The following is a 25,248-nucleotide window of genomic DNA, read 5'->3' as shown; positions in this document are numbered from 1 at the left end:
CATGTCCATGGCCGGTGTGCGTATCTCGTCGCAGGTGAGTCGCAGCACAACGTTGAGTCACTGCTAAAACGGGTCGAATTCTACCGGGCGCGACAGGCGGTAATCAGCCAATACGGACGCTGGCTGCCATTCCCGCCCAGTGTTCCCAGACAGGAACCCGACCCCGTCATTTCAACGGTTCATACGTGATCAACGTCTTCGGCTCCAGATACGCGCTCATCCCCCACCTCCCCATTTCGCGCCCAAGGCCTGAATGCTTGAATCCACCGAAAGGGGCACGAGGTTCGTGGGTCAGGGTGTTGATGAGCACGCGTCCCGAATCGATCTGACGGGCGACGTTCATACAGCGTTCGGAACTCTTTCCCAGCACCAGGGCGCTCAGCCCATAGTCCGTGTCGTTGGCAATGCGGATCGCATCAGCATCACCCTCGTAGGGGATGATAGTCAGCACGGGGCCGAAGATTTCCTCACGCGCGATGCGCATCCGGTTGTTGGCATCAGTGAAGATCGTGGGCTTCACGAACCATCCGGCGTGCAAGCCTTGCGGGCGACCTTCGCCACCCGCCAGCAACCTTGCGCCTTCTTCCTGGCCGATACGGATGTAGCGCTGCACCCGTTCCCATTGTTTCTGGCTCACCATCGGGCCGATGTCGGTGTCGGCGTTGCGCGGATCGCCCGATTGAACCTGTGAGACGCTCTGCTTCGCAATCCGCTCGAACTCTGCCAGCCGGCTGCGCGGCACAAGGATGCGAGTACCCGCAATGCAAGCCTGGCCGCTGTTGAGAAATCCGGCTTGCAGCACCAACGGCATGACCGCCTGGAAATCCGCATCGTCAAGCACCACGGTGGGCGACTTGCCGCCGAGTTCGAGCGTCACGCGCTTCATGGTGTCGGCACCGGTTTTTACCAGATGCTGGCCGACAGCGGACGAACCCGTGAAAGAGATCTTGGCAACGTCAGGATGACGGGCGATTTCCTCGCCGACCACCTCCCCCCGTCCGTTGACGATATTGAATACACCCGGTGGCAGCCCCGCTTCGTGCAACGCCCTGACCACGACCTGCGTCTGCAACGCGCTTATCTCACTTGGCTTGATGACGACGGTGCAGCCTGCCGCCAGCGCGGTGGCCAGCTTGTTACAGATGAAGCCCGCATTGCTGTTCCAGGGTGTGATCAGACCGCTAACGCCCACGGGCGTCAGAATGACCCTGGCAATGCCGACCTGTTCCTCGAAATCGAACGTCTGCAGTGCATCGATTGCTTGCGCAATCACGTCAGCCGGATAAGTCGCCATCCAACGCCCGCGGACCGCAGGTGCGCCGTACTCCACGAGGATGGCTTCCAGCAGTTCTTCTTCCCTGGCCGCCACGGCCCGGTACATGCGTTGCAGTGCCGCTATACGCTCCTCCCGACTGCTACGAGACCACGCCGGGAACGCAGCCTTGGCGGCTGCGATGGCACGCTGTGCGTCCAGTGCATCGCCCAGCCGAACCTGACCGATGACTTCCTCGTTGCTCGGGTTATGGAGGTCGAACCATTCCTGACCGTGTGGAATGACGAACTCGCCGTTGATGTAGATGTGTTCAATGCGTTGCATGGCGACTCCTCGCTCAAAATGACTCGCCTGAATCGAGCCTCTGTGATGCGAAGTCTAAGAGGGGATCATTGTTCCGATAAGCTATCCTGTGACTTATGAAACATCCGTATTTTCAGGACAATCCATGCACAGAACAGGAATGACCGAGCTGGAAGTGGTTCTGGCCGTTGCGCGCCGCAGCAGTTTTCGTGGCGCAGCACAGGAGTTGGGCATGTCCACCACCGCCGTGAGCAGCGCGGTGGCCGGCCTGGAAGCGCGCCTGAAGGTGCGCCTGTTCAATCGCTCCACGCGCAGCGTTGCCCTCACCGACATCGGGCAACGCTATGTGGAACGTATCGCCCCTGCGTTGGCACAGATCAAAAGTGCCGGCGAAGAGGCCAGCGTCGGCCCCGACGAACCCAGCGGCACACTGCGCATCAATGCACCGCATGGCGCGGCCTGCCTGCTGCTGGAGCCGCTCTTCAAGCAGTACGCTCAGCGCTATCCCGAGGTGCGCATCGACATCGTCAGCGAATCAAGCATGATCGACATCGTCGCCGGAGGCTTCGACGCAGGGATTCGCCTGGCAGAGTCCGTGCCGCAAGACATGATTGCCGTGGCACTGTCAGGTGACATCCGGATGCTCGTGGTGGCAACGCCCGAGTACCTCGAACGCCACGGCGTGCCCGAGCACCCGCGAGACCTACTGACCCACCAGAGCATCGGCATGCGCATGGCCCACGGAGGCCTCTACCATTGGGAATTGGAGCGCGACGGCCAGAAGCTGCAGATGGATCTGCCGGTGCGCTTGGCCTCCAACGAGCTGCCGGCCATCAAACAGGCCGTGTTGTTGGGCCTTGGCATCGGTTTCATTTCCGAGTGGTTCATCCACGAAGAACTGGCAAGCGGCGCCCTGGTGCCAGTGCTGATGCCGTGGTGCCCGTCGTTTGCCGGATTGAGGCTTTACTACTCGGGCCATCGCTTCGTGCCGGCGCGATTGCGCGCGCTGATTGAACTGGTGCACGAGTTGCGGCCCACTGTGGTTTGATCATGTTTCGCCCCTTATATCGTCGAAATCGTATCTGGAATACCCCGTGGAAACACGCCACCTGTGTCGCTTGCTCCAGGGAACAGCCGAGTGTGATTTCGCAGTCGAGCCACTCATTCTCATACTTGAGGCCGCCGTCGAACTGGCGCCGATTCCGGGGAATGATTTCTGCTGGTCGTATTGGGCTGATGAGTTCAAGACGAAAAGGGGGACAGCACACCGTTGTGGCGTTCATTCGTCCCGGTTTTATGGTGGTTATACACAAGGGGCTTTCGAGCCTGCCGGTCTCCTCGCGTCCTGGTCTACCAACCTGTGAATGCTGCCACCCTTCGGCCAAAAGTTGCCCATCAGAATGGACCGCTTCCGGCCAATAACAGTCGTTCGGCAGTTGAATCAAGGATGCTTGTCCATCAAATGCCCACGCGCTTCGGGGCTCTCGTTCGGTTGCAGTCATCACTTTTTCTCCAGACAAAAAAATCCCGCACCAGGCGGGACTCATGGCTAAGCTGCACGCTCTACGCATGGAGGCATTTATGAAGTACACAACAGTTTTACTGGCTGTCGCTTTGCTCGGTGGCTGCTCTTCGTACAATGAGCGCGGCACCGGTGAAGGCGGGAGAGAAATAGGCAACAAGGGCTACACCGTCCGCTGTGACGCGACACCCGCCAATCAGCCAGGCTGCTACACGCCGCCGCCATCGTGGACCTGGTGGCCCTCAGACAGTATCAAATTCAAGTTGGGCGCGAACTGACACGCCCCTTCGCAACTCAGGATGACCCTGCGCCAGCCTTGGGGCTCAGCTAGGTGTGCTTTTGGGGGCTTTCACTGGTTTGGAAGTCACGATCTCCTGTAGGAGCTGGCTTGCCAGCGATGGTCGTCAACGATAACGCGTGTGAACGGGATAAACGCGGTGCACTTGAGCCCATCGCCGGCAAGCCGGCTCCTACAATTTTCCGGGACAGACTATCTATATTGGGTTGTAGCCCTTCGGGACAGTCACCGCACCCAGCCAGTAGCGGTCAGGTCATTTCTGCCAGCCTGTCGACAAGCTCCGGGCCGCTGATGGAACTGTTGGCGGGTAGATGATCTCGGCGGCATCCCATGGTGCAACCTTCCAGGCCATCCACGAAACCTAAGTATGGTTGCGCGATACCCATGGACGATGGTGCGGACTATTGCCTGGGAATAGGGTTTGCGGACCGGTACTTCGGCCTCATCGCGAAAAGCCTTGCGCACTTCGCGAGACCGGTCGTACCGGTCCTCATTCGCCGCAACAGCGGTACCCAGACGAGAGCATTCACCATGACCGACGAAACCAAAGGAACCACCCGCCGCGCCCTGATGAACGCCGGCGTGGCGGCAGCCGCACTGGCAGTGGCCGTGCCTGCCCTGGCGGGTCAATCGAGCAAAGCCCAAACGCCAGCGAGTGGCAGTTCAAGCCGCCGGGATCAGGGCTCGGGATACCTCACGCTCAAGGACGGCACGCGTCTTTTCTACAAGGACTGGGGCACCGGCCAACCCATCGTGTTCCATCACGGCTGGCCGCTGTCCGGCGACGACTGGGACAACCAGATGCTGTTCTTCCTCGGCAAGGGCTATCGCGTGATCGCCCACGACCGGCGTGGTCATGGCCGCTCCAGCCAGTCCGCCGTGGGCAATGATATGGACACCTATGCCGCCGATTTTGCGGAGCTGGCAGCCCACCTGGACCTCAAGGGCGCCGTGCACATCGGCCACTCCACCGGTGGCGGCGAAGCGGCCCGCTACGTCGCGCGCCATGGCGGCGGTGGTCGTGTCGCCAAGGCGGTGCTGATCGGTGCCGTGCCGCCCATCATGCTGCGCACGGACAAGAACCCGGGCGGCCTGCCGCTGAAAGTGTTCGACGGCTTCCGCGAGGCGCTGGCGGCGAGCCGCGCGAAGTTCTACCGGGACGTGGCCGCCGGCCCCTTCTACGGCTTCAACCGGCCGGATGCCAAGGTATCCGAAGCGGTGATCGACAACTGGTGGCGCCAGGGCATGGATGGCGGCGCCAAGGCGCAATACGACTGCATCAAGGCCTTTTCGGAAACCGACTTCACCGAAGATCTGAAGATGATCGAGGTGCCAACCCTGGTCCTGCATGGAGAAGACGATCAGATCGTCCCCATCGACGACTCGGCGCGGCTGACCATCAAGCTGCTCAAGCACGGCACACTGAAAACCTACCCCGGCCTGCCCCATGGCATGTGCACCACCCATGCCGACATCATCAATGCAGACCTGCTGGCGTTCATCCAGGGCTGATGAATCGACCGTCGTAACGCAGTGCAGTTGCAAGTGAAAAGGTCCGGAGGCTGCTGCTCCGGACTTTTTCCCCGAATCACTTCACTCAAGGTCAGGCGCCGCGCTGAGGTTCAGATGCTTGTTGCGGGATGCGCCGGCAGCGTGAATTGCACCAGCGCACCACGCGGCAGGTTCGCGTTGGCCCACAGGCGACCGCCGTGGGTATCGATGATCGAGCGGCAGATCGACAAGCCCATGCCCAGGCCGGTGGCCTTGGTGGTGTAGAACGGCGCGAAGACCCGCTCGGCGCTCTGCGCGGCGAACCCTGGCCCGCTGTCGCCGACCGTCACCCGCATTCCGTCCGGCTCGTGCCCGGTACTGATGAGCAGGTGGCGCTCCCCTTCGGGCACGCCGCCCATGGCCTCGAGGGCATTGATGATCAGGTTGAGCAGCACCTGCTGCAGCTCGACCCGGTCTGCATTCACCTGCGGTAAACCGTCGGCGAGTCGAGTACGCACCACAGCGCCATGCTTGACGGCTTCGCCGCGGGTGAACTCGACCATCTCGCGCAGCGCCGCGTTGACGTCCACCGGCTGCTTCTGCGGCGGCGTCTTGCGGATCAGCTCACGGATGCGCCCCAGCACATCCGCCGCACGATTGGCATCCTTGATGATGCGCCCCAGCCCCTGGCCCACCTCGCCCAGTTCCGGCGGTTGCGCGTCCAGCCAGCGCAAGGCGGCGTTGGCATTGGTCACAGTGGCGGCGATCGGCTGGTTCACTTCGTGGGCGATGGACGCCGCCAGTTGTCCCATGGTGGCCACACGGTTGGCATGGGCCAGTTCCGCCTGCACCTCGCGGTAGCGCCGCTCGCCATCGCGGACCTGCTCCTCGGCCTGCTTGCGTTCGGTCAGGTCGAGCACGAAGGCCACCCCTTCCTGCACGCTGGCCTCGAAGGCAGCCAGCCGCCTGCGACGCCAGCAGCCGCAGAACGGCGATTCGCGCCGGGCTGAACACGCCGGCCGCGAGGTTGTTCTCCAGGTAGAGCGCGCCGGTAAGCTTGGCCTGATTCATCAGCGGCAGGCACAGGATCGACCGCGCCTCGCGCTGGTGGATGTAGGGGTCGGCGGCGAACGCGGGGTCGGTCGTGGCGTCCTCCAGGCACAGGTTCTCGCCGGTTCGCAGCACCTGGTAGAGCACCGACTCCGCCAGCGCGGCCGCGCTCACCGGCCCGTCGCGCAGTTGTGTGGTGCCATTACCGGTGTCGGCTTCCGCCGCGATGCGCGGTTCGCCGGCCTCGGCGAGAATGAGCAAGCCACGCTCCGCGCCGGCCTGCTCGATGGCCGTGCGCATGACCATGTCGATCAACTTTTCGAGGACGATCTCTCCCGAGGCCGCCTGGGAAACCTTGAGCACCGTGGCCAGGTCCAGGTGCTCCACAGGAGTGGCGATGGTAGTGGTCGGGCCGGGTGCTGGTTCCTCATTGCGCAGGTGCCGGTGGCGGCCCTCCAATTGCCGTACCTTGCCGTCGGCGCCCCAGCGCAGGTAGCCATAGCGAGCATCCTGCAGGTACAGCCGGGCGATCTTGCCGAGGCCGCGCGCGCCGTAGAAACGCGCCGCGAGCTCGTTGGCCAGCGCTTCCAGATGCACGAAGCCGCTATCCTGCGCCAACTGAATGGACTGCTCGTAGAGCATTTGCGCCTCGACCAGACGCCCCTCGATACGTGCGATTTCGGCGCCCACCAGTGCAACCCGGCAAGCGAAGGTTTCCGCGCACTGCTGCGCCCAGACTTGCAGCAGGCCATGGTGCTCGGCCAAAGCCTGCAGTTGCGCAGCCGGCTCCCCGGTGGAGTCGGGATCAAAACGGGCGGCCAGGGTCAGTGCCGCGTAGAAGTGATACTCGGCTTCCTCGAGGAATGACGAAGCGATCCACATCAGCGCCTTGGCCTGCGCCGCGCAGTCTGCCGCCACCGCATAGTCGCCGGCCAGGTAGCGTGCCTGCAGTTTGCGCACCCAGTACTTGCACGCCGCCAGCGCCAGGTCCGGCGTGCTGCCCAGGTGCGCCTCGAAGCGCGCTTCATCGAACTGGCCATCGTCGAAGCAGCCAAACACCGGAGTCTGTCCCCGCAGCATGCGAATCAACGCCAGCTGGGTGCTGATGAAGTCGATGACCAGGCCGAAGTGCACCTTCTGCGCGTAGGCCAGACCTTGCTCGGCTTCGCCCTGTACTTCCTGCAGCGGTTCGCCGATGAACAGGAGGTCGGAGATCAGACCATTACCGGCATAGGCGCCATAAGGCAGGTCGCCGACCCGGTTGGCCGCGACGAAGGCGCGATGCAGCAATTCCCGAGACTCGCACACCGGTCTCATCCAGCGCGCAACGAACATCGAGAAACACAGGTAGGTGCTCGCCTCGAATCGTGTCAGGCCACGCCGGTCGACCAATTCGCAGCCCAGACGACCGAATCGGTAGCCCGCCTGATAGTCGCCGAAGCGCCGACCGGCCACCCGCCCGACGTTGGCATAAAGCACGCAGGAAGCGTCGCAATTGCCGCGCTCCATACTCAGGCTGACCGCCTTGCAGATGGTCAGGCAGGCCAGGTTGGCGTCGGTCTGCAGAGCCGGTGCAAAAAGCTTGCTCAAGGCGTCGAGGGTGACCAGCGAGGCCGCGTCTTCCATCAGCGGCAGATCGATGAGTTGCTCGATGCTGCGCTCGCCCAGCTGTATCCAGATCTGCTCGTACTCGCGGCGCACCTCCTCGTCGTCCGGGTGGGATGACCAATCGATACCGACCTGGCGCAAATAGGCCAGGCACACCCCTACCGCACGGTCACTGCGATCGAGCAGCAGGCACACGTCCATTTGCAGACAGGCCACCGCCGCGCGATGCACCGTGGTCGTGGCGCGCTCTGCCAACGCGGTGAGGCGCTCGTCGGCCAGCACCAGTTGACCGGTCAGGAACTCGCACTCCGCGCGGTTGAGTTCCAGGGCGAAGCGCAGTTCGTGGCGGCGCTCCCAGCCATCCTCGTCGAGCAACTCCGCGCCGGCTCCCAGGTAAGCCAGCGCCGAGGCATAGGCAGTGGAGGCCTTGGCGCGCTGGCCGGCCAGCAGGTTGAACTCGGCCAGTTGCTCACGCTCACCGTGCGCGTTCATCAGACTGGCGCCACGGTTCAGTTGGCCGACGATCTCGAAGATGGCTTCCTCGCGCCGCTCCGTTGGCGTCTGCGCCGCCAGGATCCGACCGATCCGCAAGTGCGCCTCGGCCCGGGAAGTGTCAGCGATCAGCGAATAGGCGGCTTCATGGATGCGGTCGTGGGCGAACGCACAGGCACCCTCCAGTTGCACGACCAACTCCTGGCGCACCGCCGCCCACAGCACCGCATGGACCCGAACCGGCGTCAGGTCCAGCACGGTAGCCAGGGTGTCGATCTGCGCCACGCTGCCCAGGCACGCCAGCTGCTGAAGCGCCTGCCGGGTCTCCGCTGGCAGGCGCGCGAGCTTGCCGACCATGAGATCGACGACGTTGTCGGTGTACCCCTTGGCGTGGATGCGCTCCGGTTCCCAGCGCCACCGGCGCACCGTATGGTCGTAGCTCAGCAACTCCTCCTCGGCCAGGGCCTGAAGAAACTGGATGACGAAGAAAGGGTTGCCGGCAGTCTTGTCCTGCACCAGCCGGGCCAGGGCCACGATGCCGGGTGGAGGGCAACGCAGCGCCTCGGCGATCAGCTGTTCGATGTGCGCCCTGGCCAGCGGTACCAACCTGATCTCATCGACGCGCACGCCGGCATGGCGAATGGACTGGAGCTTGCGGGTCAGCGGATGGCTGGCATCGACCTCGTTGTCTCGGTACGCGCCCACCAGCATCAGGTGGCGCAGCTCCGAATGGGTCAGCAGGTCTTCGAGCAGGTCGAGGGTCGCCGCGTCCAGCCATTGCAGGTCATCGAGGAACAGCGCCAGGGGGTGATCCGCGCGGGCGAAGACACCGATGAATCGGCGAAACACCAGCAGGAAACGCCGCTGCGCCTGTTGCGGTTCCAGCTCCGGCACCGGCGCCGGTTCGCCGATGATCAGCTTCAGCTCCGGAATCAGGTCGGTCATCAGCCGGGCGTTGGGGTCCAGCGCCTCCAGCAACGTGCTGCGCCAGTCAGCCAGCACCTCGTCGCTCTTGCCCAGCAGCGTGCGGACCAGGCCCTGGAAGGCCTGCACCAGCGTCGAGTAGGGGATGTCGCGTTTGTACTGGTCGAACTTGCCGGACGCGAACAGCCCACGTGGCGGCACCAGTACCTTGTGCAGTTCGTTGACCACCGAGGACTTGCCGATTCCGGAGTACCCGGACACCAGCACCAGCTCCGGAGCGCTGCTATTGACGATGCGCGAGAAGGCCTCGACCAGGATTTGCACCTCGCGCTCGCGACCGTAGAGTTTCTCGGGGACCAGCAACCTGTCAGTCGCGCCCTGCTCGTCCAGGGAAAATGCTTCGATGTGCCCATCGCGCTGCCAGTCGGCCACGCACCGGCGAAGGTCGTGCTCGACCCCGGCGGCGCTCTGGTAACGCTCTTCGGCAGTCTTGGCCAACAGTTTCATGACGACTTGCGACAGCATGAGCGGCACACCGGACACCCGCTCGCAGGGTGGCAGCGGCTTGCGCGCGATGTGGCAGTGCACCCACTCCATCGGGTCATTGGCGCTGAACGGCAGGACGCCCGTGAGCATCTGGTAGAGCGTGATGCCGAAGGCGTAGAGATCGCTGCGCGAGTCGATGGAGCGATTCATCCGCCCGGTCTGCTCGGGCGCCATATACGCCAGGGTGCCGGCGATGGTCTCCGGTGGCTCGGGTGCCTGTCGTTCGCGAGGCAACCGGGAAGTCAGGCCGAAACCGGTCAGCCGTGTCTGGCCGTCGCGGCAATTGACCAGGATGTGATGGGGCTTGAGATCCTTGTGCACCAGACCACGCTGGTGCAAGTGGCGCAGCGCCTCGGCGATGCTGATGGCCAGGCGCAGACAGGGCGCTACCTCCAGAGGGGCCAGCAACAGGTGCGACAGTGGTTCGCCGCCTGGGTCGTCGAGCAGCAGACGCGTCTGCCCCCCTTCGCGCGTCAGCGCCTGTGGCCGCAGGGCCCAGGCGCTGTCCAGATCATCCTTGAGGCTGTATTCGTGAGCCAGCCGGTTGAGGGTCGCGGGAAGCGGTTGTTCAGCGGACGGCTGCACCAGCAACTCACTGTCACCGTCCCGCCCCAAGCGGTGAACGCGGGAGAACACCCGCTCGCCATCGTCCCACAAGATCTGCTGTCTGCTCGCCATCGGCACGGCACCGTCCATGAAGTTTCTGGTGCCGCTCGGAACTGTGGCCTGCGGCGTGTTTGGCTATTGGGCGCGCGCCCCGCTCAGGTTGCCCGGCGCGAAGGTTCGACGCCCAGCGTTTCGGCCATGCGCACGAGCTCGGCAACAGAACGCGCGCCCAGCTTCTTCATCACCTGGCCGCGGTGGACCTTCACGGTCACTTCGCTCAGGTTGAGCTCAGCCGCGATCTGCTTGTTCATCAACCCCGCCACCACGAAGCGCAAGACCTCGCGCTCTCTTTGAGTCAACGCCTTGAAAGAGGTGCGCAGGGCCGCGCCGGACTGTTCGGCGAGCAGGCGTTCGCTGTCACGGGCCAGGGCACTGGCGACGGCGTCAAGCATGTCCTGATCACGGAACGGTTTGGCCAGGAAGTCCACCGCGCCGGCCTTCATGGCCTTGACCGTCATGGCGATGTCGCCATGGCCGGTCATGAACACGATGGGAATGCGAACGCCGCTCTTCTCCATCTGCTCCTGGAATGCCAGGCCGCTTTCGCCGCGCAGGCGCACATCGAGGATCAGGCAACCGGGCACGTCGCGTTTGGCAAACGTGAGGAAATCCTGAGAGGATTCGAAGGTCTGGACCTGCAGACCGATCGAGCGCAGCAACCCATCGAGCGCAAGACGCATGGACTCATCGTCATCGACTACATAGACCACCGGCTCCTTGGGACCCCGCGGGCTTTGCGGCGGGTTGGGATTCGACCACGAAGTCATCTTGCCTCCTTAGCGGGACCGCACCATGCGCGGTGTGCAGGTCAAAAAAGATAGTCCATGATGACACCCGCAGCAATGCGCCAGCCAAACGGCCATCCACAACCTGGGCGGGTTTTTGGGGCGTCGACGTCAGCATGCGCGCGGTGGCGCAATGACTTGCGCTGCGAGCAAAGCTAGCATGCCGATGCAATCCGGCGTTAGGCCAGAAACCCCTGAAAAACGGCCAGTCGCGTGTGCTTGAAAACGCCCCGTGCAGGCCCCGGTTCAGCCACCATTCGAACAGACAGGATTCCATGACGAACGCCCCCACCCTGCACCGCTCGACACACCACCTGCCCTGGACGGGCCCGCGCGAGGTGGTGTTCGTCGCCTACCCGCAGATGGGCCTGCTCGATCTGAGTGGCGCACAGACGGTGTTCTGGGCGGCCAGCAAGGCGCTCTCCCAGCGCGGGTTGCCCGGCTACCGGTTGCGCACGGCGAGTCTCGACGGCGGCCTGGTGAGCACCGTCGAGGGTCTGGCGGTGGACACCTGTCCACTTGGCGAGCTCGATCTCGCAGCCATCGATACCCTCGTCGTTCCCGGTGCTCCCGATATCTGCCAGACCCTGGACAGCCACGTCGAGCTGGTGGCGTGGCTACATCGCGAAGCGCCCATCGCACGCCGCGTGGCCTCGGTCTGCAGCGGCGCCTTCCTGCTGGCCAAGGCCGGCCTGCTCGACGGCTGCCGCGCCGCCACCCATTGGGCGATGTGCGACGCGCTGCAACAGCGCTTCCCCGCCCTGGAGGTGGACGCCGACGCGATCTTCATCCAGCAGGGCGCGGTATGGACCTCGGCGGGCGTGACCGCCGGCATCGATCTGGCTCTGGCCCTGGTGGAGGCGGACTGCGGCCGCGAGGTCAGCATGCAGGCGGCCCGCGAGCTGGTGGTGTACCTCAAGCGTCCGGGTGGACAGGCGCAATACAGCACGCTGTTGCAGATGCAGGCGCAGGACAGTTCGGTGTTCGACGAGTTGCACCTGTGGCTGGCCGAGAACCTGGACGACCCGAAGTTGACCGTCGAGCGCCTGGCGAAACAGGCGAAAATGAGCCTGCGTAACTTCTCCCGGGTCTACAAGCGGCATACCGGGCGCCCGCCTGCCAAGGCCATCGAACTGTTCCGCCTGGAGGCGGCGAAACGTCTGCTGGAGACCTCGCCGCGCAACATTGAGCAGATCGCCCGCGCCTGCGGATTCGCCGACGAGGAAAGGCTGCGCACCACCTTCCAGCGTCACCTGAGGATTTCGCCGCGCGACTACCGCAGCCGGTTCACCCGCGAAAGCTGAAACCCCACCCTCAGGCCACCGCCAGCACCACCGGGCGCTCCGGCTGCTGCGCCAGATAGCGCGCGAAGCAGGCGCGCAACCAACGCTCGCGCGGGTCCGCATGGCTGGCGCCACGCCAGGCCATGGACAGGTCCGGGCTCGACAGGGGCAGCGGCGCGTAATCGACACGCATCCCTTCCAGGCGCACCATCGCCTGGGCCACATAGTCAGGCACGATGGCCAGCAGGTCGCTGTTGTCCAGCAGTGCGGGCAAAACGCTGAACTGGGGGACCGTCAAAACCACACGGCGCTGACGACCATGGCGAGCCAAGGCGCGGTCGACATCGTCGGTTACGTGTCCCTGCGTGGAGACCACCACATGCGGGCGCCGGCAGAACTCCTCCAGCGTTACGGGGCCGACCGCCGAGTCGGCACGCAGCAACATCGACTGCATGGGTCGCAAACGGCGGCAACGGGAGCTCGCCGGCAGGTCCCGGGTCAGACTGATGCCCACGGAGATGTCACCGCTGACCAGCAACTGCGGCAGCTGCCACTGATCCACCCGATGGACCACCAACGTGACGTTGGGCGCTTCGATGCGCAGGTGTTTCATCAACCCTGGCAGCAGCGCGTACTCGACATCGTCGGAGAGCCCGACATGGAAGGATGCTTCGCTGGTGCCCGGATCAAACGCCTGGCTGCAACTCAGGGCAAGGGCAATACCTTCGAGCGCAGGCGCCAGTCGTGCGTGGATTTCCTCGGCTCGGGCCGTGGGCTCCATCACCCGCCCGGTGCGGATGAACAGCGGATCATCGAACATGGAACGAAGCCGCCCCAACGCGCTGCTGACGGTGGTCTGACACAGGAACAGGCGTTCGCCCGCCCGGGTGACGTTGCGCTCACGCATCATGGTTTCGAAGACAACCAGCAAATTGATGTCGGCATGCCGCAGATCGTTTCTGTTCATTTGACCACCCGCCTGGTGAAGTTGGATTCGAACAGCGCCTCGTCGCACCCGAATATGAATTCGGGGTCTTCGATGTGTTTCCAGCGTATTCAGGCAAGCCGGGCGAGTCTTTAGTACATGAGGCAAATGAAAGCATCCCTTGGATGCTCGAACTTATACTTGCGTATTCTCCTCTCGAACTTTGCGCGACAGATCTCATGAGCACCCGACTTCCAGTCAGGATTTCCACACTCAGGTCTTGTTCATTTATACCTAGGTATACTTTTCCGACTCAGGCGACGGCGTATCTTGCAAGTACGGCAGGCGCCGCCACGAGTGCCCCACATGATGCAACAGACTGAAATCCGCAACAGGGCTGTCATTGCAGTCGTCGACGACGACGAATCCCTTCGCACTGCCCTGGAAGGCCTTCTACGCGCCACTGGTTACCAGGCGCGCACCTATGACGGGGCCCGCGAGTTCCTCGACTCCGACGGTCCGGCACTCGCCCACTGTCTGATCTCCGATATCCAGATGCCCGGCATGTGTGGCGTTGAGCTCTACGAGGCATTGCGCGCCCGCGGCCTGCACATCCCGGTGATCTTCATCACTGCCTACCCGGGCGAGAATCCGCGCATCACTTCGGGTTTGCCCGGGGTGATCGCCTGCCTGCCCAAACCATTCGCAGCCGAACAGTTACTGGCGTGTGTCGAAGCCGCCTTGGGACAAGTGCACTGAATACCCTGGCCAGGTTCCTGACCGATACCTTCGTATAACTTTCTTCAACGGATGCGTAATTCCCGCACACCGATGGAGAAGTGCAGCTCGAAGTTCGCTCCCATAGCATGAATCCACAGCGGACAACTGGAAACAGAACAACACCGCTTGTATTTCGCGGCGGCCATTCATTGTCACGCCGAGCTTGAAGCCACTGCTTCAAGTTTCATCCATTCGAGTCAGGAGCACATCATGAAACAGCAACTTCTGGTTATTGGCGCGGGGTTCGGCGGTCTGTGGAGTGCCTTGAGCGCCGCCCGCCTGCTGGACATGCATGACCGCCAGGATGTGGAGATCACCCTGCTGGCGCCGCAAGCCGAACTGCGCATTCGCCCGCGCTTCTATGAACCCGATGTGCATAGCATGTTCGCCCCGCTGGATGCCCTGCTCGACGCGGTGAACGTGCGCTTCGTCAAAGGCACCGCTGAACGCATCGACGAGCAAACCGGCCGCGTCGGCTACCGCGACGAGGCCGGCCGCCCTGCCGAACTGCCCTACGACAGACTGGTGCTGGCCTCCGGCAGCCAGTTGTCACGTCCCCCGGTGCCGGGCCTGAACGAGTACGCCTTCGACGTTGACCAGATCGAGTCTGCCGCTCGCCTGGAGCGTCATCTGATGTCGCTCGGCAACCAACCTGCCAGCCGCGCTCGCAACACGGTAGTGGTCGCCGGTGGCGGCTTCACCGGCATCGAGACAGCCACCGAAATGCCAGCCCGCCTGCGCGGCGTGCTGGGTGCCGACCAGGACGTACGAGTGATTATCGTCGATCGCGGTGAGCGCATCGCCGCCGCCATGGGCGACGGCATTCGTCCCTCCATCGTCGAGGCCTCCGAAGAGTTGGGCATCGAGTGGATCACCGGCGCAACGGTCGCTTCAGTAGATGCCAACGGCGTAACCCTCGCCGACGGCCGACACATCGAGAGTCACACGGTGATCTGGACCGTCGGTTTCCGCGCCAGTCGCCTCACCGAACAGCTCACTGGCGAGCGCGATGGCCAGGGCCGTCTGCACGTTGACGGCAACCTGAAGGTCCGTGGCCAGGGCAACGTGTTCGCCGCAGGCGATGTGGCCTACGCGGCCACCGACGATATCGGCAATTTCGCCGCGATGTCCTGCCAGCACGCGATCAGCCTGGGCCGCCACGCCGGCAACAATGCCGCCGCCGACCTGCTGGGCGTCCCCCCGACCCTCTACCGCCAGCCCAAATACGTGACCTGCCTGGACCTGGGTGCCTGGGGCGCGGTGTACACCGAAGGTTGGGATCGTCAGCTCAAGCTGGTGAAGGCAGAAGCCAAGGAACTCAAGACGCAGATCAACACCCTGTGGATCTACCCCCCGGCCGCCGACCGGCGCACCGCCCTGGCCGCAGCCGATCCGCTGATCCCGGTGGCCTGAACACCTCACGCCATTTTCCTGCCGTCGCGAGAGCGACATTCGCCTGATGTATTCGACCCAAGCAATAGGAGAACGACCATGACCATGCCTCTGAAATCCTTCACCCGGCAGCAAGCGGATGCCGAGGAACTGGTGCCTTCGCGCTACGCACTGCGGCTCGGCGAGATTGATGTACTGGTGGTCAGCGATGGCGTGCTGCCGCTGCCGACCGAGACCATGTCCACCAACGCCGACCCGGCTGCCCGCGCGGCCTGGTTCAAGGACATGTACCTCGGGCCGGACATGTTCGACTGGGCACTGAACGTGCTGGTGGTACGCAGCGGCGAGCAGACCGTCCTGGTTGACGCCGGGTTGGGCGGCCAGTTCCCCGGTTTCCCGCGAGCCGGGCAGTTCCCCAAGCGCCTGGAGGCCGCCGGTATCGACCTCGCGTCCATCACCGACGTGGTGATCACCCACATGCACATGGACCATATCGGCGGGCTGCTCGTCGATGAGGTGAAGAACCGCCTGCGTCCCGACGTGCGCATCCACGTCACGGCCACCGAAGTCGACTTCTGGACAACCCCCGATTTTTCCCAGACATCGATGCCCCAACCGGTACCGGACGTCCTGCGCAGAACCGCCAACCAGTTCATGGAGCAGTACCACAGCAAGCTGCACATCTTCGAGGATGAACATGAAGTGGCACCGGGCGTGGTCGCCAAACTCACCGGCGGCCACACGCCCGGGCACTGCGTGGTCTACGTGACCTCCGGCGGCGAGCGCCTGACCTTCGCCGGTGACGCCCTGTTCCCGGTGGCCTTCGACCATCCCGACTGGCACAACGGCTTCGAACACGATCCCGAGGAATCGGTTCGCGTTCGAGTTCGCCTGCTACAGGAAGCGGCAGCGAGCGGCGAGCTGTTCGTCGCCACTCACCTGCCCTTCCCCTCGGTCGGCCGAGTGGCGATCGACGGTGATGCTTTCCGCTGGATTGCGGCCTTCTGGGACTATTGATCGCCTGTTGGTACAAGGCCTGCGACTGGTCTGCTCAGACTACGCATTTGGATCGACTGAGACAGGCAAAAAAAAGGTTCATCACGCAATCCCGGGAAACTGTAGGAGCCAGCTTGCTGGCGATGGGCTCAAGTACGCCACGTTTATCCATTTTGCGCGTCATCGTTAACGACCATCGCGAGCAAGCTCGCTCCTACAGAAGAGCAAAAAAAGGCGCCATATTGGCGCCTTGACGGTATCAAGCAATTTTGATGACAACCTTTCCAAATGCTCCCTTCGCCAGATGCTCGTAGGCTTCTCGTGCTTGCTCGAACGGATACACCCGATCAATCACGGGACGAATCCTGTGTTCGTTGAGGAACGCATTCATCCGGTCGAACGATGAGCGCGGCGCCACGGCAATACCGCGAATGGTCGTCTGGCGAAAGATGAGTGGCATCAGATAGAGCTCAACGGTCTGCCCGGTCAAAAAGCCGATCTGCGCAATACGCCCGGATGCCCTGGTCGCTGCGACCGATTGATTGATGCCGCTGCCACCGGCCACATCGAGCAGCAGATCCACGCCTTTGCCCTCGGTCAACCTCAGCACTTCGTCTGCCCAGTTCGGAGTCGTTCTATAGTTGACGCCCGCTACGGCTCCCAACCTCTTCACGGCTTGCAGATTCTCGTCGCTACTCGAGGTTGCGATTACCTTCGCACCCAGCGCAGTCGCGATCTGCACGGCAAAGATGGACACACCGCCAGTGCCTTGAACCAGCACGGTTTGCCCGGGCTGAATGTGTCCAAAGTCTACCAGCGAGTACCACGCCGTGAGCGCGGCAATCGGCAGCGTCGCCGCCTCTTCATCGCTCATGTTATCGGGGGCGCCCACGGCGCTGTCTTCGTGGGCCTATTACCCGAACTCGATGTGGGCCAACATGCCGTGGCAAGGCGGTTTCAATTTTGAAACTCCGCCACCGTTGATTACCAAGGAAGGCTTGTTCAAGGCATTGCCACCGACTGGCGCGCGCACGCTTGATTCGCGCACGGCCTTCTACTACGGCTACACCATGGATTCGCCGGGCATGATCATGCGCCTGCCCAACGTGGGCTCGCAGTACCTCATGGGTTTCACTGACGCCGACAAGAACCCCTTCGATGGCGCAAAGACCTATAAGGTGACCCTGCCACCCAAGATCCCTGCGGCGAAATTCTGGTCCTTCACCGTCTACGACAACCAGACGCGCTCCATGCTCCAGACACCACAGCGCTACTCCCGTGCCGGCAGTCAAACCTACCCTTCACCGGCGGCCGTCGAAAACGCGGATGGTTCCATGACCATCTACTTCGGCCCTTCCAGACCTGCGGACGCCAAAGCCGGCAACTGGATACAAACCATGCCGGACAAGGGCTGGTTCATGCTCCTGCGCCTCTACAGCCCCCTTGAGTCGTTCTTCACGAAAGAGTGGCGCCCGAGCGAGGTCGAACTGGTTCGGTGAGATAAACACAGGCCGGTCAGCACTACTTCCCAGTTGGTGCTGACCGCCCTGTTAATGCCGACGCAATCAACTGTCCGGAATGTGCTTTTTTTCGAGGAAAAAATGGCAGTGCATTGACCTGGTTTTTTACCCCGACCAGGGCTTTTTTGATGGCTGATTGGCTTATAACCCCCGATTTTTACCCTGGAATATGGAAAAAAAGACGAAAAAATCGACGTGGCTCTCATCCGCCTCCCGACTCGCCGAAAGCCAGTCGTGGTGCTGGCTGCGCCCTCCAGTGATAGCAATATGCAACCAGTTTCGGCACTGCCGTTGGTCAGCAAAATTGATCAAAAAATGAACGGAGACGGCTTTTTTCGTTCAGAATACGCAACAAGTCACACGGGCTCCGATGCTCACCTGACTCAAGAAGCGGAAGTTAAACCTCATATAGACGCCCAGTGCGAATGAGGTTTTTTGTTACCTGAAAATGGAACTAACCGAATGATCCAAAGTTCATTCGCTAAACTCGCTTTTTTCTTCGCAGCAAAATGCCGCAAGATTAAATAATAGAAATTTCTGGATCCTGACTGCAGTCAGCAACGGATAAATTCAACTAGCCGTGCTGAAGTCATGTTGATCCACTAAGAGTACAAAGAGGTAATCATGGAACTTGGTATACTGACTTCGCCAGCGGCGGAATATATTCGCTTGGGCGTTGTATATTTTCATCTTATCGCCTGCTGCGTTGCAATCGGGCTTGTGTTGACCAGTGACATTGCAATGGTCAAGCAACTCCTGAAGGGGGATGTGTCGGGTCACCATGATGACGCGCATATGGAAAGCCTTCAAAAAACCGTATCGCTTGCACTTGTAGCGCTTTGGATTACAGGCATTGCTATTGTCGGAATAGATTATGCCGGCAAGGGGATGGAATATTTCCTCAATCCAAAGTTGCAAGCCAAAATCGGCATCGTTGTGTTATTGACCTTTAATGGTTTCCTGTTGCACAGCGCTGTATTGCCGGCACTGAAGAAAGCCGGTTCGATACTCAAACTCTCCTTCAACCTGCGCATGCTGGCGCTGTTCTCAGGCGCGCTCTCCGGTGTGTCGTGGTTCTATGCCGCCATGCTCGGTGTCGGTCGTCCGCTGGCCTGGAAATACTCGCTGGTCGAGTTGCTGGCGGCCTATCCGGTTCTCATCGTCGGTGGCTTTGGAATGATGGTGCTGCTCACCGTCTGGGCGAAAAACAAAAACGCTGAAGGCCGTATGGAGCAAGGCACCTGGGGAACCAGAAACGCCGCTCTGGCTGGCTGGTGAAGTCAGGTTGAACAAGCCCGTTCAGCCTCAGCCAATGAATTCCGTTTTTAACTATTTACCCATCTCACTTTCTCACTTGAGGATATCCAAATGAAATCCATGAAAGCTCTGTTCGTAATCGCCGCGCTGACCGCTTCTTCTCTGGCGATGGCCACCGGTGGTGGTGACAAGACATTCAATCGCATGGAGTCTGCCCGCAAGGTCTCGATGGAAGCCTTCCAGGTTGCGCAGAAGCAGAAGGCTGAAGCCGCTGTAGCTCAAAGCAAGGCCAAGGCAAGCAATCGCAGCAACGGCTGATCCGTGTAGCGCGACCGCGCAACACGATGGCAAAAAAAGTCGCAAACCCTGCAGGGATTGCGACTTTTTTTCGATACGTCCTTCAAATTCCCGGGACGTTTTCTACGGGTATGCCTGCCGTTATGTAGTGTGCAGGCTTAGTTCTGTACCTCAACCGCGTCGACATCCGGCGCGTCTGGGGCATCCGCGGCATCTGGAGCGTCTGGAGCGTCCGGGGCATCCGCCACATCGTCTCTGGCTTCCCTCGCCTCGGCCTTGGCCGCCTCTCTGGCCGCCTTCGCATCAGCTTTGGCGTCGTTCCGGGCAGCATCTGCAGCAGCCCGGGCTGCATCTCTGGCTGCATCTGCGTCTGCCTTGGCAGCGTCCCTGGCGGCATCTGCAGCGGCCCTCGCAGCATCTCTGGTTGCATCTGCACCCGCTACACCTGCAGCTTTTGCAGCGTCACGGGCAGCATCCGCCGCAGCTCTGGCGGCATCTCTGGTTGCATCTGCATCCGCTTTCGCAGCATCCCGGGCTGCGTCTGCATCAGCTCTGGCAGCGTCTCTGGCTGCATCTGCGTCATTTTTGGCAGCGTCCCTGGCTGCATCCGCGGCATTGTTGTCAGCCCTATCAACCTTATCGGCCTTGTCAGCCCTATCGGCCTTGTCAGCCCTATCAGCCTTGTCAGCCCTATCGGCCTTATCAGCCTTATCAGCCTTATCGCCACGTGCATTGCCTGGGCCTGCGTTTCCGGCAACACCACCATGGTCAGCATCGCCGCGCCCCATGCCGCCATGTCCTGCGGCACCATCACCGCCACCATCGCCATGGCCACCGCCAGCGTTACCGCCTGCGCCATTACCACCGTGACCACCGCCTCCGGAGCCTCCACTGCCAGAGCCACCGCCGCCACCGCTACCACCAGCGCCGCTGCCACCGTGGCCGCCTCCGCCGTCACCTCCATGACCGCCGCCTCCGGAGCCTCCGCCACCACCGTGACCGCCTCCGTTACCGCCACCACCACCGCTGCCGCCATCTTTGGCATACACGCTGGAGAAGCTACCGATGTAATCGGGCACCAGCACAGTCGATGCCGACAGGACTGCGCCAATTGCCAGAGCCAACAAACATTTTTTTAAAAGCATGATGCACCTCCGCTTGGAGTTGCGTAGTCATGTCCGTATCGAACGCAATGTCCAGTGAGTTCCCGGCCGCCCATTGGAGCGGCCAGCCAACCGGCACGGCCATTAATTTGCAGTAAAAACAAGCAACTGCGGTTTCCGAACGATCCTTCAGAGCCAGTCGGCATCCGTGCGTGGGAAATATTCCCACATCTTTAGAGTAGGCCTGTCAGCCCGTGTGTCAACGACCGACCATCCGGACTGAAGCAGGCGCAGGCCTGGGTTGAGACGACGAATCGCCTCCGGGCCGGGAAACAGGCGGGTATCAGTAGGTGTGGGTGAACACCAGTCCAGCCTCACCATCCGGGCTGGCGTCGGAAAACCCCTTGACGGCATACAACTGAAATTTCCAGTTCTGATTGAGCTTGTGGGTGAGGAAAAGAGTGAGTTCCTTGATCTGGTCGCCCGTGGATACGACTTTCTGCCGCCAGTCGTAGGACACCCCCGCCGTGGTGCGCGCGAACACGGGCATGGCGAAGCCCAGGCCGGCGAATATCGGGTTGTCGAAGTCGGAGCCCGACGGGTCGCCGAATTTTTTCCAGCCCAGCGTGGCGAACCCGGTCACCCGGCCGAAGGCTTTGGCGACATCGACCTGGGCGGAATAGTCGGTTTTGCCGGTGCCCAGGCACTTGTCTTCGTCGGCGGTGGGCAACTTGACCTTGCCGATCAAGTCCACGAACAGCCCGCCAATGTTGCCGTCAAGTACGGCATAGTCGGCACCGGCGACAGTGTCACCCAAACCGCTTTCCACTTTGCCGCAGCCGCCGGGCAACGGCTCGCCGTCAGGGCCCACCGAAGGATTGGTGATGCGCAGCCAGGGCACAGTGAGCTTGTAGGTCATGGGACCGGTTTCGTATTTGCCCACCAGCGGGACGTACCAGGTTTCGGAAGTAGTGCCGGTGCCATAATCGCCCCGGGAGTAGTCGGTACCGATCGAGGTCGAGAAGGTATCGGCCAGGGCCGGCAAGGCCAGGCTGGCCAGCCAACCGACGAGCAGGATGCGCTTGGGGTCCATGTTCACCTCGTGTCTTGCATCGAAGTCCACACGCAGGCTTTATTGCGTGACTTACACAGCCTAGTGACTTATGGCGCAAGTGCATCATGCCTTTAGGGTTTAACCCGACTTGCCAGAGCGGTCGACTTTTTCAACCTTCTCCACTTTTTCAACTTTGTCGACCTTCTCGACTTTTTCCGGCCGATCAACTTTGTCGACCTTCTCAACCTTTTCTGGCCGATCAACTTTTTCGACTTTCTCCGGACGTTCGACCTTTTCGACTTTCTCTACCTTCTCTACCCTCTCCACTCTCTCGACCTTGCCGGATTGCTCGACCTTCTCGACACGCTCTGACTTGCCGGACTTGTCCACGTTCACGTCCACACGTTCGATATTGTCGCCACCGCCATGACTGTCATTGCCCCCGTGGCGAGTATCGTCGACAACGCTCTCGGAGCGGCCACTCCTGTCACTGCCCGAGTTCCCCGAATCCCCCGAGTGGCCGGAGCCGTTGGAGTCGCTTGAGCCGCTCGAGTCGCCAGAGCTGTTGAAATCGTCCGAGCTGCCCGAATTGCCCGAGCCGCTTGAGTCGTCCGTGTTTTGCTCGCTGTTTCGAAGCCGCCCGTGCTGGTTGCTGGCGGGTGAATCGGAGCGCTCGCGGGGCAATTCGATACGCGTGGCCTGTACCTCCCGAGTGCCGCTGAACACGCCGGTGACCCGCACGCGTCTATCCAGCGTCAGCTGCGAAGACTGCACACCGACAAACTCGGTGTCGCTCGCCATCGTCACATTAAAGCCACCCACCACCAGGCGACGGTCCTGCCGGCCCTGTACCAGGCCCTCGATCACCGCATTGTGTGCCCGGCCAATGAAAGGCAGGCTCGGGTCGGGGCGACTCTGGCTCACCTCCAGTTCGCGGCCCGACCACTGGCCGCGCACCAGCATTTCCTGCGCCGGTCCCGGACGGTTGCCGAGTTTGAGCCCCTGCAGATAACCGCTGCGATCGACCGGGCCGATGGCGCTGGCCTCCTTGAGGCCGGGCGCGCGGTCGATGCGGCTGGCCACCACTTCACCCCGGGCATCGCGCAGCCCGCTGACCCGTACGGAATCACCCGCACGCAGGCCGGCAGCGACTTGAGCACCGTTGGCCAGGCGTACCGGTTGGCCCATGACGCGCATGGGCATGGAGTCTCTGGGCAGGGCTGTCAGCGGGCCTTCGTAGACATGCAGGATAGCAATGCGCCCGGCCTCCAGGCCGCGCCGGGAATTGAACGCTTCCACGGCCACCACCTGGCCTACTGCCAGGCGGGTGCTGGTGGCGACAATGCCGTTCTCGCTGACAGGGACGTTTTTGTTGAAGTGAACTTCCACGCCATTGACGCAGATCGAGGCGAACCCGGTGATGGTGCCGACAATGCCGGTGCCACCGATCCCGCCGTTGTCGTTGCTGATGCCCGTGCCACCCACGCCGCCAGCAACGGCACCGGTTCCGCCAATGCCGCCGGGGCGCTTGTTCAGCGGTGCGCCGGTACCGCCCACTCCGCCGTTGTCGGTGTCGATGCCAGTACCGCCCATGCCGCCAGGCGCCGCACCCGTACCGCCGGTGCCACCCGGAGCCTCTATGAGCGGCACTTCACTGTTGCCCGCCTCATTCTGGCTGACACAGGCCGGCGCGGCTTGCAACACAATCGGAAGCCCGAGGCCCAGAGCGAGGGCGGCTGCTCGAATCAGGCGCAGATTGACGGTCATGGCTTGGGAGCCGGCGGTGAGTTGGGATCGGAAGCTTCAGTGTAGAAGTACAGGCCGACCGTGATGCGCTGACGCGGTTCAGGGCTGGGCAGGTCGCGAAACTCCAGCTCGGCGGCGAGTCGGTTGAAGCTCAACAGGGCCTGCATCCCCTCGCTGGCAATGGCCTCGCGCAGCGCCTCGACGCTCATCGGGGCCAGTGCGTCATAGTGGACGCTGCGTTCAAAAAAGGCCGGACCTTCGCTGCTCAAGTTGTGTACCGCAGCGCAGGCATGATCGTGCAGGTTATGCCCCAGGTATGCCGCTTTCTCATCGAAGCCCTTTTGCGGCACGAAGGCCTGGGCTTCGAGGTGCACACGCTCCTGTTCGTCAAGGCGCACGACGCCCAGGCGCAACCACTCGTCCAGCACCACCCGCGCCCGGATATCCGTGCTGACCTTCGCCACCAGGGCATCAAAGGAACAGTCGCCGCCGACACTGGCCAAGCGAGGCAGCGCCAGTGGCTGGCCGGCGTCGTTGCAGAAGGGTGCGCGGGTCCAGGCGTTGACCAGTTGCGCACCGAAGGTGATGTTTTCCGGAAGCGTGGAAGTAGCGGAGTCGCCGGTGTTGCGCAAACGCCGTACGTCCTTGCGGTGCACGCCGGTGAGCAGGCTGATGCGGCTGTCGGTCGGAGCCTTGTCGTCCAGACGGAACTCACGGTCCGCCACATCGACGAACACCTCCTTGAGCAGGTCGGCGAAAACCAGGTACGTGACCCCTTTGCGCAGCATCAGGCGTACCAGCGGCCGCATGACATGGCGCAGGGCTTTGAGGAGCGAGGTGGGCAAGGTAGACGATTGCATTCAGCGCATTCCCGGACAGTTAACCCCAGTATAGCTGCGTGGGAAATAATCCCATGAATGCAGGCCGTATTTTTTGCGTGCCCCCATGCAAAACCAGTCTCCCGGGCTTTGCATGGGGCATCAGGCCGCTTCAGGTCCGGCTGTTGTCATTGTCGGGTTCGCCGCCGGTGTGGACGCCATTGTCGTCACCCGGCTCGCCGCCCGCGTGAACACCCTTGTCGTCACCGGGCTCGCCGCCGACGTGAACGCCATGGTCGTCACCTGGCTCTCCGCCAACGTGAACGCCATGGTCATCACCTGGCTCGCCGCCAACGTGAACGCCATGGTCGTCACCTGGCTCACCGCCGACGTGGACACCATGATCGTCACCCGCTTCTGCATGGGTGCCACTGCGACCGGAGTTCGAGTTTCCAGTACCGGCATGGCCTGAATTCCCATTGCCATTCCCATGGTCGCTGCCGCTATGACCGCTGTTGCCGCCATTGCCACCGCTGTTACCACCGTGGCCTCCACTGCCGCTACCGCCACCGCCGTTACCACCGTGGCCTCCGCCACCACCACCACCACCACCACCACCACCACCACCACCACCATCCTTGGCATAGGCAGTGGCGTCATGGGAAATGGTGTCCGGTACCAAAACGACGGAGGCCGACAGGACGCCACCGATTGCCAGCGCCAATAAACCCTTCTTGAAAAGCAGGTAAGTGTTCATCGTGCATTCTCCTGGTGATTTACCGCGAGCAGTGTCAACGCGATCCGCGTTGCAATCCGGGAGCGGCATGGGAGTAAGCGTTGTTATTTATCCTGAAATCTTGGCGTGGGATTTTTTCCCACTCGATGAAAGCTAGCCCTTTCTGGCTCCGGGTCAACCCGCGCAGCAGAAAGCCGACCGACGGTGGAACACGTCAGCCCCTGGCGTAAATGAATAACGCTGTGTGAAAGCAATCGAATGATCGGCAGAACGCCAATGGCTCATGGATAAAGGACGTGTGGGCGAGAGGCCTTTACCCCGGGTGATCACCGAGACGTCAAGGCGGCTCGGGCACGACCTGAAAGACCACCCATAAGGGGAGC

At 62.1% G+C, this 25,248-nt stretch carries 17 protein-coding genes and 2 pseudogenes; 9 read left to right on the top strand and 10 right to left on the bottom strand.

Features of this window, described 5'->3' with window-relative positions:
• Window positions 1–166: 166 nt before the first annotated feature.
• On the bottom strand, window positions 167–1,597 hold the full coding sequence (locus AB7M25_RS12980) for an aldehyde dehydrogenase family protein (protein WP_429560671.1): 1,431 nt from the start codon (window positions 1,595–1,597) through the stop codon (window positions 167–169).
• Window positions 1,598–1,721: 124 nt separating this feature from the next.
• Between AB7M25_RS12980 and AB7M25_RS12975 the strand changes: the two genes are divergently transcribed.
• Complete coding sequence (locus AB7M25_RS12975) at window positions 1,722–2,624, top strand: LysR family transcriptional regulator (RefSeq protein WP_429560672.1); 903 nt, start codon at window positions 1,722–1,724, stop codon at window positions 2,622–2,624.
• A gap of 1,303 nt (window positions 2,625–3,927) precedes the next feature.
• Window positions 3,928–4,908, top strand: a complete 981-nt coding sequence (locus AB7M25_RS12970; protein ID WP_454237412.1) for an alpha/beta fold hydrolase — start codon at window positions 3,928–3,930, stop codon at window positions 4,906–4,908.
• 110 nt (window positions 4,909–5,018) lie between these two features.
• On the opposite strand, the pseudogene AB7M25_RS12965 reads toward AB7M25_RS12970, so the two are convergent.
• A pseudogene (locus tag AB7M25_RS12965) lies at window positions 5,019–10,185 on the bottom strand (trifunctional serine/threonine-protein kinase/ATP-binding protein/sensor histidine kinase).
• A gap of 83 nt (window positions 10,186–10,268) precedes the next feature.
• Complete coding sequence (locus tag AB7M25_RS12960; RefSeq protein WP_429384570.1) at window positions 10,269–10,940, bottom strand: response regulator transcription factor; 672 nt, start codon at window positions 10,938–10,940, stop codon at window positions 10,269–10,271.
• 293 nt (window positions 10,941–11,233) lie between these two features.
• Between AB7M25_RS12960 and AB7M25_RS12955 the strand changes: the two genes are divergently transcribed.
• Complete coding sequence (locus tag AB7M25_RS12955) at window positions 11,234–12,262, top strand: GlxA family transcriptional regulator (RefSeq protein WP_429384572.1); 1,029 nt, start codon at window positions 11,234–11,236, stop codon at window positions 12,260–12,262.
• 10 nt (window positions 12,263–12,272) lie between these two features.
• Here AB7M25_RS12955 and AB7M25_RS12950 read toward each other — a convergent pair whose 3' ends face one another.
• Window positions 12,273–13,208 (bottom strand): LysR family transcriptional regulator, encoded by a 936-nt coding sequence (locus AB7M25_RS12950; RefSeq protein ID WP_429519280.1) that lies wholly within the window; start codon window positions 13,206–13,208, stop codon window positions 12,273–12,275.
• Between the two features lie 324 nt (window positions 13,209–13,532).
• On the opposite strand from AB7M25_RS12950, the gene AB7M25_RS12945 reads away from it, so the two are divergent.
• The 3 genes from AB7M25_RS12945 to AB7M25_RS12935 all read left to right on the top strand — a co-directional run bounded on the left by AB7M25_RS12945 (window position 13,533) and on the right by AB7M25_RS12935 (window position 16,355).
• Window positions 13,533–13,925 carry a response regulator transcription factor gene (locus AB7M25_RS12945; protein ID WP_429384576.1) on the top strand — a complete coding sequence of 131 codons (393 nt, stop codon included), beginning with the start codon at window positions 13,533–13,535 and terminating at the stop codon, window positions 13,923–13,925.
• A 231-nt stretch (window positions 13,926–14,156) separates the two neighbouring features.
• Entirely contained in the window at window positions 14,157–15,359 is a 1,203-nt protein-coding gene (locus tag AB7M25_RS12940) for an NAD(P)/FAD-dependent oxidoreductase (RefSeq protein ID WP_429384578.1), read from the top strand.
• A 78-nt stretch (window positions 15,360–15,437) separates the two neighbouring features.
• The gene (locus AB7M25_RS12935; protein ID WP_429384580.1) at window positions 15,438–16,355 is read left to right on the top strand and encodes an MBL fold metallo-hydrolase; all 918 of its coding nucleotides are present in this window, start codon (window positions 15,438–15,440) and stop codon (window positions 16,353–16,355) included.
• A 238-nt stretch (window positions 16,356–16,593) separates the two neighbouring features.
• Here the strand turns inward: AB7M25_RS12935 and AB7M25_RS12930 are convergent.
• Window positions 16,594–17,241: pseudogene (locus tag AB7M25_RS12930) on the bottom strand (zinc-dependent alcohol dehydrogenase family protein); the annotation flags it as partial.
• A 31-nt stretch (window positions 17,242–17,272) separates the two neighbouring features.
• Here AB7M25_RS12930 and AB7M25_RS12925 point away from each other — a divergent pair.
• From AB7M25_RS12925 to AB7M25_RS12915, 3 genes are all read left to right on the top strand, one after another.
• Complete coding sequence (locus tag AB7M25_RS12925) at window positions 17,273–17,833, top strand: DUF1214 domain-containing protein (protein ID WP_454237411.1); 561 nt, start codon at window positions 17,273–17,275, stop codon at window positions 17,831–17,833.
• 645 nt (window positions 17,834–18,478) lie between these two features.
• A complete protein-coding gene (locus tag AB7M25_RS12920) occupies window positions 18,479–19,132 on the top strand; it encodes a hypothetical protein (protein ID WP_104448502.1) in 654 nt (217 codons plus the stop codon).
• Window positions 19,133–19,222: 90 nt separating this feature from the next.
• Complete coding sequence (locus AB7M25_RS12915) at window positions 19,223–19,429, top strand: co-regulatory protein PtrA N-terminal domain-containing protein (protein WP_007971248.1); 207 nt, start codon at window positions 19,223–19,225, stop codon at window positions 19,427–19,429.
• Between the two features lie 418 nt (window positions 19,430–19,847).
• Here AB7M25_RS12915 and AB7M25_RS12910 read toward each other — a convergent pair whose 3' ends face one another.
• From AB7M25_RS12910 to AB7M25_RS12890, 5 genes are all read right to left on the bottom strand, one after another.
• Window positions 19,848–20,453 carry a hypothetical protein gene (locus AB7M25_RS12910; protein ID WP_429519285.1) on the bottom strand — a complete coding sequence of 202 codons (606 nt, stop codon included), beginning with the start codon at window positions 20,451–20,453 and terminating at the stop codon, window positions 19,848–19,850.
• Window positions 20,454–20,854: 401 nt separating this feature from the next.
• Window positions 20,855–21,604: a hypothetical protein gene (locus AB7M25_RS12905; protein ID WP_429384585.1), complete on the bottom strand. Its 750-nt coding sequence runs from the start codon at window positions 21,602–21,604 to the stop codon at window positions 20,855–20,857.
• A 99-nt stretch (window positions 21,605–21,703) separates the two neighbouring features.
• Complete coding sequence (locus tag AB7M25_RS12900) at window positions 21,704–23,332, bottom strand: DUF5666 domain-containing protein (protein ID WP_429384587.1); 1,629 nt, start codon at window positions 23,330–23,332, stop codon at window positions 21,704–21,706.
• A complete protein-coding gene (locus AB7M25_RS12895) occupies window positions 23,329–24,171 on the bottom strand; it encodes a DUF6502 family protein (protein WP_429384589.1) in 843 nt (280 codons plus the stop codon). Before AB7M25_RS12895 ends, AB7M25_RS12900 begins: the two co-directional genes overlap by 4 nt.
• 130 nt (window positions 24,172–24,301) lie before the next feature.
• Complete coding sequence (locus tag AB7M25_RS12890) at window positions 24,302–24,886, bottom strand: hypothetical protein (RefSeq protein ID WP_454237410.1); 585 nt, start codon at window positions 24,884–24,886, stop codon at window positions 24,302–24,304.
• Window positions 24,887–25,248: the final 362 nt, after the last annotated feature.

The sequence above is a fragment of the Pseudomonas sp. AP3_22 TE3818 genome (assembly GCF_053628995.1).
This window is presented reverse-complemented; position numbering and strand designations above follow the sequence as displayed.

Excerpts from the sequence above, each read along its gene's own strand:
- AB7M25_RS12935 (WP_429384580.1), top strand. The coding sequence starts at position 15,438 with ATGACCATGCCTCTGAAATCCTTCACCCGGCAGCAAGCGGATGCCGAG.
- AB7M25_RS12920 (WP_104448502.1), top strand. The coding sequence starts at position 18,479 with ATGGAACTTGGTATACTGACTTCGCCAGCGGCGGAATATATTCGCTTG.
- AB7M25_RS12980 (WP_429560671.1), bottom strand. The coding sequence starts at position 1,597 with ATGCAACGCATTGAACACATCTACATCAACGGCGAGTTCGTCATTCCA.
- AB7M25_RS12905 (WP_429384585.1), bottom strand. The coding sequence starts at position 21,604 with ATGGACCCCAAGCGCATCCTGCTCGTCGGTTGGCTGGCCAGCCTGGCC.
- AB7M25_RS12940 (WP_429384578.1), top strand. The coding sequence starts at position 14,157 with ATGAAACAGCAACTTCTGGTTATTGGCGCGGGGTTCGGCGGTCTGTGG.
- AB7M25_RS12895 (WP_429384589.1), bottom strand. The coding sequence starts at position 24,171 with ATGCAATCGTCTACCTTGCCCACCTCGCTCCTCAAAGCCCTGCGCCAT.
- AB7M25_RS12890 (WP_454237410.1), bottom strand. The coding sequence starts at position 24,886 with ATGAACACTTACCTGCTTTTCAAGAAGGGTTTATTGGCGCTGGCAATC.
- AB7M25_RS12945 (WP_429384576.1), top strand. The coding sequence starts at position 13,533 with ATGATGCAACAGACTGAAATCCGCAACAGGGCTGTCATTGCAGTCGTC.
- AB7M25_RS12955 (WP_429384572.1), top strand. The coding sequence starts at position 11,234 with ATGACGAACGCCCCCACCCTGCACCGCTCGACACACCACCTGCCCTGG.
- AB7M25_RS12900 (WP_429384587.1), bottom strand. The coding sequence starts at position 23,332 with ATGACCGTCAATCTGCGCCTGATTCGAGCAGCCGCCCTCGCTCTGGGC.
- AB7M25_RS12925 (WP_454237411.1), top strand. The coding sequence starts at position 17,273 with ATGCCGTGGCAAGGCGGTTTCAATTTTGAAACTCCGCCACCGTTGATT.
- AB7M25_RS12915 (WP_007971248.1), top strand. The coding sequence starts at position 19,223 with ATGAAATCCATGAAAGCTCTGTTCGTAATCGCCGCGCTGACCGCTTCT.
- AB7M25_RS12975 (WP_429560672.1), top strand. The coding sequence starts at position 1,722 with ATGCACAGAACAGGAATGACCGAGCTGGAAGTGGTTCTGGCCGTTGCG.
- AB7M25_RS12950 (WP_429519280.1), bottom strand. The coding sequence starts at position 13,208 with ATGAACAGAAACGATCTGCGGCATGCCGACATCAATTTGCTGGTTGTC.
- AB7M25_RS12910 (WP_429519285.1), bottom strand. The coding sequence starts at position 20,453 with ATGCCAAAGATGGCGGCAGCGGTGGTGGTGGCGGTAACGGAGGCGGTC.
- AB7M25_RS12960 (WP_429384570.1), bottom strand. The coding sequence starts at position 10,940 with ATGACTTCGTGGTCGAATCCCAACCCGCCGCAAAGCCCGCGGGGTCCC.
- AB7M25_RS12970 (WP_454237412.1), top strand. The coding sequence starts at position 3,928 with ATGACCGACGAAACCAAAGGAACCACCCGCCGCGCCCTGATGAACGCC.